Annotated in this window: 9 protein-coding genes and 4 pseudogenes; 8 read left to right on the top strand and 5 right to left on the bottom strand. The window is 42.5% G+C overall.

From position 1 onward, the window contains the following. From AQR02_RS11915 to AQR02_RS11925, 3 genes are all read left to right on the top strand, one after another. Positions 1 to 1,307: TniB family NTP-binding protein (locus AQR02_RS11915; protein WP_082451817.1), on the top strand; the 1,307-nt coding region annotated here is incomplete at its 5' end. Between the two features lie 122 nt (positions 1,308 to 1,429). Further along, complete coding sequence (locus AQR02_RS11920) at positions 1,430 to 2,725, top strand: IS110 family RNA-guided transposase (RefSeq protein WP_054940686.1); 1,296 nt, start codon at positions 1,430 to 1,432, stop codon at positions 2,723 to 2,725. Positions 2,726 to 3,127: 402 nt separating this feature from the next. Next, positions 3,128 to 3,457 (top strand): hypothetical protein, encoded by a 330-nt coding sequence (locus tag AQR02_RS11925; RefSeq protein ID WP_054940687.1) that lies wholly within the window; start codon positions 3,128 to 3,130, stop codon positions 3,455 to 3,457. Here the strand turns inward: AQR02_RS11925 and AQR02_RS34105 are convergent. Continuing rightward, positions 3,441 to 4,479 (bottom strand): annotated as a pseudogene (locus AQR02_RS34105) (MFS transporter); the annotation flags it as partial. The gene AQR02_RS11925 and the pseudogene AQR02_RS34105 sit on opposite strands and share 17 nt — an antisense overlap. A gap of 802 nt (positions 4,480 to 5,281) precedes the next feature. Here AQR02_RS34105 and AQR02_RS11935 point away from each other — a divergent pair. The 3 genes from AQR02_RS11935 to AQR02_RS11945 are packed head-to-tail and all read left to right on the top strand — an operon-like array spanning position 5,282 to position 7,751. Continuing rightward, a complete protein-coding gene (locus AQR02_RS11935; RefSeq protein WP_054940688.1) occupies positions 5,282 to 6,325 on the top strand; it encodes a multicopper oxidase domain-containing protein in 1,044 nt (347 codons plus the stop codon). Between the two features lie 18 nt (positions 6,326 to 6,343). Then, positions 6,344 to 7,543, top strand: a complete 1,200-nt coding sequence (locus AQR02_RS11940; RefSeq protein WP_054940689.1) for a ZIP family metal transporter — start codon at positions 6,344 to 6,346, stop codon at positions 7,541 to 7,543. A gap of 28 nt (positions 7,544 to 7,571) precedes the next feature. Further along, positions 7,572 to 7,751: a twin-arginine translocase TatA/TatE family subunit gene (locus tag AQR02_RS11945; RefSeq protein ID WP_269751883.1), complete on the top strand. Its 180-nt coding sequence runs from the start codon at positions 7,572 to 7,574 to the stop codon at positions 7,749 to 7,751. 172 nt (positions 7,752 to 7,923) lie between these two features. Here the strand turns inward: AQR02_RS11945 and AQR02_RS34110 are convergent. Then, a pseudogene (locus tag AQR02_RS34110) lies at positions 7,924 to 8,200 on the bottom strand (cation-transporting P-type ATPase); the annotation flags it as partial. Between the two features lie 8 nt (positions 8,201 to 8,208). Between AQR02_RS34110 and AQR02_RS31940 the strand changes: the two are divergent. Continuing rightward, positions 8,209 to 8,313, top strand: a pseudogene (locus tag AQR02_RS31940) (hypothetical protein); the annotation flags it as partial. Positions 8,314 to 8,430: 117 nt separating this feature from the next. Here the strand turns inward: AQR02_RS31940 and AQR02_RS11950 are convergent. Further along, the gene (locus AQR02_RS11950; protein ID WP_054940691.1) at positions 8,431 to 9,426 is read right to left on the bottom strand and encodes an arsenic resistance protein; all 996 of its coding nucleotides are present in this window, start codon (positions 9,424 to 9,426) and stop codon (positions 8,431 to 8,433) included. 120 nt (positions 9,427 to 9,546) lie between these two features. Next, positions 9,547 to 9,915: pseudogene (locus tag AQR02_RS31295) on the bottom strand (methyltransferase domain-containing protein); the annotation flags it as partial. A gap of 264 nt (positions 9,916 to 10,179) precedes the next feature. Here AQR02_RS31295 and AQR02_RS11955 point away from each other — a divergent pair. Beyond that, positions 10,180 to 10,554, top strand: coding sequence for an ArsR/SmtB family transcription factor (locus AQR02_RS11955; RefSeq protein WP_054940692.1), 375 nt, complete (start codon positions 10,180 to 10,182; stop codon positions 10,552 to 10,554). On the opposite strand, the gene AQR02_RS32440 is transcribed toward AQR02_RS11955, so the two are convergent. Continuing rightward, on the bottom strand, positions 10,514 to 10,882 hold a 369-nt coding region (locus AQR02_RS32440), incomplete at its 5' end, for a hypothetical protein (RefSeq protein ID WP_159067751.1). The genes AQR02_RS11955 and AQR02_RS32440 overlap by 41 nt on opposite strands.

The following is a 10,882-nucleotide window of genomic DNA, read 5'->3' on the forward strand; positions in this document are numbered from 1 at the left end:
TTAATAAGGAGCTTCATCTCCATGTTAATGTAGATGACCTACGTACAGTTAAAGCTTATCTGGAAGATGGTAGTGAGTTTGACTATCTTACTGCTGCCGGGAAGTGGTCATTAACACCCCATTCCTTACAGACTAGAAAGGCTATAAACTCTTTGGTTCAGCGGAAAATCATTTATTATACAACATGGGACGATCCAGTATTTATTTACACGGATTATTTGATGAAAAATGCAACATTAGGAAAAAGAGGAGCAGCCAATAAAGTGACACAGGTAAGAGAGGCTTCTAATAAAAATAGGAAACGCGTAAATGAGCCTGCAGAACAAACCAAAGCACTTCAGGAAGCAGAAGAACGCAATGATGCACTAGAAAGGGCTAGACAAATCTCAAAGCAGCAGCAAGAGAATGTAGAATATGAGATCTATGAAGAATTATTAAAAGTATATAAAACAAAATTACCAGGTATGATTGTGTACGGAAGACCTCGTATTGGAAAGACATCAGCATTAAAATTTGCTATAGAACATCTACCAACGGATCTTGGAGCCCCTTTACCCATTTTGATTGCAAATAGTAATTCTTATCGAGTTCCCAGTGAAGAAAAATTTTTCCTGGATCTTCTTAATGATTTTAATTTCCCGTTTCCTGCAAAGAGAAAACCTGCGGAGATGCGCCGTCAAATTGTTAACTTAATGCTTGAAAAAGCTGAAAAATCAAGATTGCGTCGAATCATTCTAATTATGGATGAGGCTCATCGATTAACCGAATATCACTATAACTGGCTTATGGATATTTATAATGAATTGGACAGGAAGAAAATAAGTATGTCTGTTATTTCTGTCGGGCAAGAGGAGCTGTTATCTCGTCGTACTTTTTTCCTGGAACAAAAGAAATCTCAGATTATCGGACGTTTCATGACACATGAACATCATTTTTATGGAATTCGCACGATCGAAGAAATGAAGTTAATTTTAAAATGCTATGATGATGAGGAAATTTCATCCTATCCAGTTGAAAGTGGATGGAGCTTTAGCCGATTTTTCTTTCCTGAAGGATATAGTAGAGGGGAAAGATTAGAAAAAGATGCAAAGACCATTTTCAGTCTATTTAGTGAGTTACGTAAAGAGCATGGAGTTTCGGCTGATTTTGAAATACCCATGGAGTATTTCGCCTTCAGCATAGAGAACGCCTTGAAGAAAAATGGGTCTCATGGAAATCAACACTTTTGGTTAACAAGCGCATTGTGGAAAGAAGCAATAGAAATGTCGGGGTATGTTGAGTCGGAAATTTATATGGCTTTAGTATAAGTGTGTAAAGGAGCCATTCCTGTAATGAATTAAATTGAGGTTTGAACAAAAAAAGCGCCTCCTGTATGCTGGGTCTCGAATGCAGTCACATTCATGCCCGAATTAAAAGGAGTACGCTCACTATGAAGTATAAACAATCGAAGAAACAGAATCAACGAATCATTCGAATTTCCGAAAATACCCTTGTGGTCGGCGCAGATATCGCCAAAGAAACCCATGTGGCCCGCGCTATCGATTTTCGCGGGATTGAACTGGGGAAGGATTGTGTGTTCTCCAATACCCGTACCGGGCTAGAGCAACTGGTTCAGTGGATGAAGGAGCTTCAGCGGGAGCATGCCAAGAGCGACGTCCTCTTCGGCATTGAGCCCACCGGACACTACTGGTTTACACTGGCGGAATATTTAGGGCGGCAGGGCATTCCTTTGGTCATTGTGAATCCCCATCACGTACACAAAAGTAAAGAACTTGAAGACAATTCACCCACCAAAAACGACTATAAAGATGCCAAAGTCATTGCTGATTTGGTGCGAAACGGGAAGTACAGCGAACCTAAACTGCCGACGAGCGTTTACGCCGACCTGCGGATTCTCATGAATCTTCGGGAGAAAATCATGGTGAACTTCGGACAGGTGCAAAGGCGGGTGCAGAACTGGCTGGATCGCTTTTTTCCGGAGTACACGCAGGTATTTAAAGACTGGGAAGGCAAGGCTTCACGCATTACGCTTGGCGAGTTTCCAACGCCAGGTGAAGTCGTAGAGATGGGCACAGAGGCCATTGTACAGCGGTGGAAGAAAGACGTGAAACGAGCCGTAGGAGCCAAACGAGCTCAGTACCTCATGGAAACGGCGAGAAGTTCCATCGGTCTAACCGAAGGACTTCCTGCAGCAAAAATAGAGATTAAAATGCTTCTGGAACAGTACGAAATGTTCGCAAGACAACTCGAAGAGATTCTGGCCGAGGTGGAGCGTCTACTTTCTCAAATCCCAGGAACGGAGGAGATGCTCACCGTGCCGGGCGTGGCCGTGGTCACCTTGGCGGGGTTCCTGGCGGAAGTCGGGGATCTGAGCGGTTACGAGCATGGACAGCAGATTATTCGGCTCGCCGGACTGAATCTCAAAGAGAACAGTTCAGGAAAGAAAAAAGGCAAATCCAGCATTACCAAACGTGGACGCGCAAGGCTAAGGGCCCTGCTGTTCCGGGCAGTGATGCCCATGGTAGCAAAGAACGCCGAGTTTAAGGCGCTGCACCAGTACTTCACCAAACGAAGTCAGAATCCACTGAAGAAAAAGCAATCCATTGTGGCGTTGTGTGGGAAACTCATACGTGTCCTGCATACGCTGGGCACCAAGCAAATTCCGTACGATGCAAACGACGTTTTAGGGCCGGTACGTCAGGCCCAGTTACAGATGGCAGCTTAAGAAAAACCGAAATCACGTTTCTCACCGGACTGAAATGACCAAAGACAATGGAAGCACGGAGCAGCCGTAGGTTTTTCACCATAAGGGCAAAGACCCTGTAAAGGAGCAAGAAACGGCGTCCACCTTTTGAGAGGCAGAACGAAGGAATGTAAGGGCAACGACCCCGCGTGACATGGGAGGGTAAGCCGTCAAAAGAAGGTGTGGATATCCAAAGTGCGATCAGTGGAAGTATCCATGGGCTGGGGACAAGGTTCCCCAATCTCTATTCCCGCCACCGGCTCCACCAGAAAATATTGTCATCCTTACATGACTTCTCCAGCCCTCATCAAGTCAATGGCTGAAAATCTAAGAACGAGTGAGTAAACGAGAGAAAATATTAATTTATAGTGGGAGTGATAACGAATGGCTGGCTGTTGTCAGACACCTCTCAAAAAGCCAACAACGCCTACTCAATGTCCTGTTTGCAAACAAAAGGGGAAAGGTGTTCAATTGATTACCCTCAAAGCATTGCTTAAACCAAGAGCTTTAGAAACTATTCACACTGAATCGACTTACACTTTTTGTACTAATTCAGTCTGTGAAGTTGTCTATTTTAGCGATGTGCAGACCTTTGGCAAAGATATGCTCAAAGTCTCGGTGTTCCAAAAAGACGATGCGTTGGATGTACCTGTTTGTTATTGCTTTGGATGGACAAGAGAACGTTTATTAGGTAGCGTCAAGAAGTTTGTGTAAAAGAGTAGAAGTAACTCCTCGGAATGTGCAGTAGTGCGAGAATTCCACCTGCAAATGACAGTAACGTATAGCTGGAATGGCCACAACCATACCGGACATTATTCCCCCAAATGCTCCTCCCAAAGCAATCAAGACATCTACAGAACCTTGTGTTTTTGCGCGATTGGATGGAGTCGTTGAATCCACAATGAGTGCTGTACCGCTAATTAGACCGAAGTTCCATCCTAATCCAAGCAAAGCAAGAGCAATGATCAGAACCGACAAAGAATCAGCAGGGGCAACAGCAGCAAGAATACCCGCGCCAAAAAGTGTTACGCCAGCTGCAAATGCCATTGCAGTTCGTCCAATCTTATCTACGAGAATCCCTGTGATTAAAGAAGGAAGATATATAGAACCAATGTGGATGACAATCACCAGCCCGACCTCACTTAACCCATGCCCATAATGTCTCATATGTACAGGTGTCATTGTCATCAACCATGACGATCTGCGTTAAAATCATTACGGTTGCCCCAACGATTACTCCGCGCTTATTCTTGGCTAGGCTTCCCGAGTGCTCTTCTGAGAGATCGCCCCATCTACTTTTTTCTGGCTGCTACTGCATTTGCAACGAGAAGAGGGTCAGGACGAAGAAAAGCTAAAAGCACTAAACCGGCAAGAATGTAGGCTGCAGCTCCAAGAATAAAAGGGCAAGCCAGAGCAGGGACTCCAAGTGCCACAGCAAAGCGGCCCATAGGTTCAACCAGATTTGGACCTGCGACAGCACCAAGGGTGGTTGATACCATTGCGATACTAACCGCTGTCGCACGCTTGGTGGAACTCGCTAGGTCTGTACCTGCATAACGTGCCTGTAAATTTGTTGCAGTTCCTGCACCATAAATGAGCTGTGAAAGGAAGAAAAATACAATATTATTCGTATATACTGCAAGCACAACTCCAACGGCACCTATGCCACCGGTCAAGAACCCACTAGCAAGACCCAGACGTCGTCCATAACGTTGGGAAAGTTGTCCGACCAGTAATCGAGATGTCAAGTGTATTGAATCGTGAAGTGACGGGACACCTAATTATTCAATCTGATTACTTACTAACTCACCAGTGGTCTTAACAAAGCTCAAGTGAGGCAATCTATTCACAAATTATTTAGTGGTTCAAATGATGTAGCACTACTGTATTTTTATGGATATGGAGTTGTAAATTTATCAGGTGGTAATATTGCACAACTAGGAGAAGGGAAGAGGGCACTGTACTGACGGCCAGTAGATCATATGAGCGGCAGTAGAACTAAAGGGTGCTGGAGTTTTAAGGTAAATTGGAGTTTGGTTTAATTCTCCTGAAGAAGAACATAAACCTGATCCTTCGTATGAATTTATAAGTGGAAGTCCTATGCTGCCAATGTTCAGATATATAAGGAACTTCAAAAGTTAGTATCGGTCGGACTCGTAAAGCCTTTTTTGCAGCAAGGAATTCGAAGTCATGTAGATTAACAGCTATGGGATATCAGTAATGGCGATTGGTTAATGATGGTAAGGTTTAAAGTGACAAAACTTATTGCTAGCTCACTAGGCTTGAGTTTATTAATGTACGAAAAGAGTCGATCAATTCAATTGGTCGACTCTTTTCTGTTAGTCAAGCAACCTATATAAGATAAGGACAATCCAACAAAAATAATTCTTTACAAAGTGCCCACTGTATCATATATTCTAACCAAGATAAATGTTTCCTCAAGGAAACATTTTTAGATTAGGGGTAAAATGATTTTAATTTAAACCATTTTGCCCTAAGGAAAGGTTTTAACTTAAATTAACTCGGAGGTGAATAGGAATGTCTTCTAATAATAAGCAGAACTTATCAAGAAGAAGTATTTTGAAAATGGGCGCAGCAGGAGTAGTGGGGGTGTTAGGAACTAGTTTTTTTAACACTAGTTCATTATTCACCAAGACAGCTAATGCCATGGATAAGAAGGAAATGCATCACACTTTGAAAAGTCAAATGAATCAGGGGATGGTTCACGGTTATGATCCAGGAACGGATTCAACTCCAGGGCTGGAAGCAGCGGTTAAAGCGCTAACCGCATTCGATTATGGGGTAGTAAGTAAAGCGCCTGATGGCAGAACCATTAGGGAATATAATATTCTTGCCTGGGATGCAGAGGTGGAAATTGCAAAAGGTATTAATTTTCCGGGATGGACATTCAACGGTACGATTCCTGGCCCAACCTTACGATGTACAGAAGGGGACATTATTCGAATAAAGTTCGGGAACGGATCAGCGCATCCGCATTCCATACATCTGCATGGCATACATCCAACTAATATGGACGGTTTGGAGCCTGTCCCTACCGGGAAAGAATTCGTCTATGAGTTTGAAGCCAAACCCGCTGGATTGCAGCCTTATCATTGTCACGTACCGCCTCTTGCGAGGCATATTCATAAGGGATTATATGGTCATTTTATTATTGATCCAAAGAAACCACGAAAACAGGCAAAAGAGTTAAGCATGGTCATGAATGGATTCGATTTGGATTTAGATGGGGAAAATGAAGTATACACGGTGAACGGATACGCATTCGCTTATCAATCCAGACCGATTAAAGTAAAGGTTGGAGAATTAGTTCGGATTTATTTGAGCAACTTGACGGAATTCGATCCTATCAATTCATTTCATCTGCATTCCAATTATTTTCACTATTACCCCACTGGTGCTGATCCTGACGCGCGTCCGTTGTTTACGGATACGATCATGCAATGCCAAGGCGAAAGGGGCATTATTGAGATTACCTTTCCAACTCCAGGTAGATACATGTTTCATGCCCATCAGAGTGAGTTTACTGAGCTCGGATGGATGGGTTTTTTCGAAGTTGAGTGACATTAGGAGGGGTATATTGTGCAGACCGAACCATTAAATAAAAAACGAAATTACGGAACGGTGTGGTTATTGGGGATATTACCGCTGTTGCTCTTGGCAGGGATGATCTACGTTTTTGGCAATTGGGGAACAGGTGTTGATGAACAGCAAGCTGCTCCAATTGAAGTATTGAATATCGAACGTATAATACTGACAGATGAGGGATTTGAGGTGAGGGTTTTGAATTCAGGACCTGAACCACTAACTATTGCACAGGTTGTAGTGGACGGCTCGTTTTGGAATGCCTCTTATACACCAAGCTCAACTATTGAACGGTTGGGAAATGCAACAGTCTATGTCCCTTATCCATGGGTTGAAGGCGATCCGCATGAAATAAAGCTCATTACAGAAAACGGTCTAATCTTTGTAGGTGATGTAGCGGCAGCCATGAAAACGCCTGAGGCAGATAGCAACCGGTTTATGCAATACTCGTTAATCGGAATTTACGTAGGAGTAATTCCAGTTGGTCTCGGTTTGATGTGGTATCCATTTATGCGTCGTTTTTCCTCTAAGGGGATTCAGGGCGTTTTGGCATTTACTGTAGGTTTGTTGTTCTTTCTTGCCATTGACACGATTCAAGAGGGATTAGAATTGGGAGTGGAGGCTCCAGGCGTGTTTCAAGGAACGGGACTCGTATGGTTTGGAGCTCTACTCAGCTTTTTATTTTTACTTGCAGTTGATCAGACCAATATTAAGAAGAATACAGTTGAGCGTAATTATGGCAAGCAAGTTTCCTACAAAATAGCAGGCGGGATCGGTCTCCATAATCTCGGTGAGGGTCTTGCGATTGGTGCAGCCTTTGCCGCGGGTGAGGCAGCACTGGGTACATTCCTCATTATCGGATTCACACTTCATAATATAACAGAAGGCATCGGAATAGCAGCTCCACTCTTGAAGGCAAGACCGACTATTAAAACTTTTCTTGCATTGGCCATTTTAGGAGGGGCTCCAGCAATCGTAGGTACCTGGATAGGAGGATTTGTCTTTAATCAAACATTGGCGGCTCTGTTCTTCGGTATTGGTGCCGGTGCAATTGTTCAAGTTATATATGTTATTACTAAAATGATTGTAAGGGATGCCAAAGCGGAAGGTGCTCCCAGCGTATCGTGGCTCAATTTTGGCGGACTCACACTGGGAATCCTGTTGATGTATGTAACCGCACTGTTAGTGAATTTCTAATGGATAGAATGGGGAGATGGATGTGCCAATGAATATAGGGGTTGCGGGAATGATATTGCTTGTCATTTTGGGACTGCTTCTTTTCGGACCCTCTAAATTGCCGCAGCTGGGAAGAGCGATCGGCACAACCTTATCTGAGTTCAAAAGAGGAGCAAAGGGACTAGTTGAATCTGAAGAGAAAACAGAAAATAATAAGGATGTACTATAGAAGTATCGGACTATCGGAACGATCTAAAAAAGATGGGGCATTCGCTGCGATTGCCCCATCTTCATTGGACCTAAATTAAGCTTTCTTGCTCCGTTCAATCAAGATCGTCAGACTAACCAAAGCAACAAAAGTTGAACTTGATTATTAGTTTTACTCGCTTAGCTACGGAAATGGCTTCTTTCGGAGTAACCTGCAGTAATGCTTCCATATTCTGTGGGCTTTTTCCATGCCATATCCTTCAAGCAGCTCATTAAGGCCAAAAAGAATGGCATCGAGCGTCGCTTCTTTCCACTCCCCAATGGATACGGCACCCACTAAAAAGTATCAATATTATATTTTCGTTTTACTACATTTTTCAAACAGCGAATGAAGGTTGTGTATCCGCTGATAATCGTTGCCGTTAGATATAAAAGAATAGAGGCTTGTTTATCAAACACACCTTTTAGCAATAAAGCTGGTGCTCGGCGTTCATATTGTCGCTGAAAATGCAGGAGATGTGATTTACGCCTCGACACTTGTAGTCAAATTTGGGTTAACAGTGCAGGACCTACGAGAGAGCCTTGTCTAAAAATGGGTGACTTCGGTCGCCCATATTAATTATTAGTTGTGACTGGGTTTTCTGCTGAGATATATGTCCCCCAAAAGCATGCTTTTTGACACGGGAAAAACAGCATCTAATCTAATGCTGCTGTTTTCGGGTATTTTTGTGCTGTACATCCCGTAATACGAATGAAGGCACGATTCGTATATAAATGAGTTCTCCTACCAATTCCACAATGGTTTGAGTAACAATTACCGCAGAGGCTATTGTAGCCCATTCATCCGGTAATGAGAGTGCCAAAGGAAGGACGACAAGCGAATTTCTAGTTCCTGAACTAAAAATGAGCGCTCTCCCTGCTCCAACATCTAAACGGAACAACGCTGCAACCATTCGCGATAAAAACGGCATCAGAATAAGAAATAAAATATAAACCGGAATTACATATACAATAACATCAAAGTCGTTGTAAACCTTCCCAATTTGAGATGCCACCACAATAATAAGAGCTAATGCCATAAACGGAACCGGTAACCAAGCAGTTGCATTTAATATGGTTTTTCCTCTTGCTTTACCTTTTGCCCATAACTGTGTAATGATCGCAAGCAATAGAGGAATTACAATCAGGAAAAAGAATGCTTCTACAAATGGCCCAACCTTTACAATTCGGGCAGTTTCCTCCCCCATAAATAACCACAAATAAACAGGGAGCAAGATCATTTGAACGACAAATAATATAGGTGTCGCTGCGAGTATAAGCCTTTCATTTCCGCGTCCAAGTTGTGTAAAAACGATTACATAGTCAATACATGGAGTTAAAAGCACCAAATACACACCCACTAAAATAGGCGAAGACTGCGGGAAAATCTGTGTTAATAGCCATACAACAATAGGTGCGATTACAAAATTAGAAGCCAATAAAGCTCCGATGAATCTTCTATTTGAAAATGATTCTCGTAATTGCAGAAAAGGGATTTGCGCAAACATTCCATAGAGAAGAATCGCAAGTATTGGAGAAATAGTTATATGAAGCGAAGATCCTACCTTTGGACTAACCAATCCTAAAACCCCACCAATAATTAGAGCAATTACATATAACCAAATTTGTTGATGTTCAAGTTTCTCTCTCGTTATCATCGTCTATCCCCCTTCATCCTTTAAGGGAATTGTATCATGTTACTGCTATAATCATGTTCCACAAATCATGTTTATTAAACGCATTAAATTTCACAACTAGGGCGGGATACTGATAGAAGCCTCAGCCGTAGTCACGATATCCGAGATTACCAGACGCCCATCTGGCTGAAGTACCCGGAATGCTTCGCGAAATTCCTGTTGTTTATCGGGGGAAAGATTAATCACGCAGTTGGAGATAATGACATGGACCGTAATATCGGCGAGGGGAAGATGCTCAATTTCACCCAAACGGAACTCCTTATTATCAAACCGTCCTTTGACGGCATTATCTCGTACAAGACTAATCATCTCAGGTGTCATATCGACACCGATGAGGCCCTGCTCGCCTACCTGACGAGAGCCTAGTACGCAATCAAACCCCTCACCGCTTCCAAGGTCCAGAACGTATTTACTAGCCTGTAATTCTGCAATCGTCAGCGGATTGCTGCAGCATTAATGGTCTCTAATTTTATTATCGTTCCTATTGTTGTTGGGTTATTAACACAGTGTTTCCGCAGTCATCGCTTATTTTGGTAGGAGTATATTTGGTATTGCTAACGCCGTACATTTATTATGTAATCGTTTTTACACATCTTGGCCGTGAATTTCATCGTTAGGTGTTGCTTGAAAACCCAATTTAACAACTATTTATATAATATAGCATAAAATACAATCAAACGACAGTTTGATTATTGGGTTAAGGTGGTGTGAGAAATGACTATTAATGAACAAAAGCTAGATATGTGTGACATTTATTGTTATGACGAAAAAAAGGAAAACCGTGTAAAACAGCGTGTTGAGCAGTTTGAGACGCAAACCATTTCTCAAATATTTAAAGCGCTAGCTGATGATGCAAGGCTTAAGATCGTATTCTGTTTATGCGAAGAAGGAGAGCTTTGTGTATGTGATGTGGCGAATATTATCGGTTGCTCGATGGCTACTGCTTCGCATCACTTACGTTTGCTAAGAAATATGAAACTTGCCAATTATCGAAAAGAGGGGAAGTTAGTTTTTTATTCATTACAGGATGAACACCTTAAACAGTTGATCAAGCTTGCTTTTCAGCAGAAGGAAGAGGTTGAGGTCTAATGGAGTACAAAAAGGAAACAACGATAGGCACTGCGAATGATGATTGCTGCTCAAAGGTTGAATCTGCAGGAGATTCCTGCTGCCAGTCTTCGGCAATGTCTGTGGAGAAGGAAGAATGCAGCTTAGATAAAACATACTCTTCTTCACAAAAACCAAAGTTTAAGAAGGAATTAGCTGTGTCAATCAAGCAAGTTCCTAAAGTAGTTGTAAAGGATAGCTGTTGCTCTGCGGATAACTCCTCAGTAGATGACTGTTGCCAAACGTCTGCTGCGAAAATAAAAAAGGATGACTGCTGCACAGATGATTCATGCGCTACTTCACAAAAGCC

Source organism: Paenibacillus ihuae (assembly GCF_001368795.1).
In the GTDB taxonomy this organism is placed as follows: Bacteria; Bacillota; Bacilli; order Paenibacillales; family Paenibacillaceae; genus Paenibacillus_AQ; species Paenibacillus_AQ ihuae.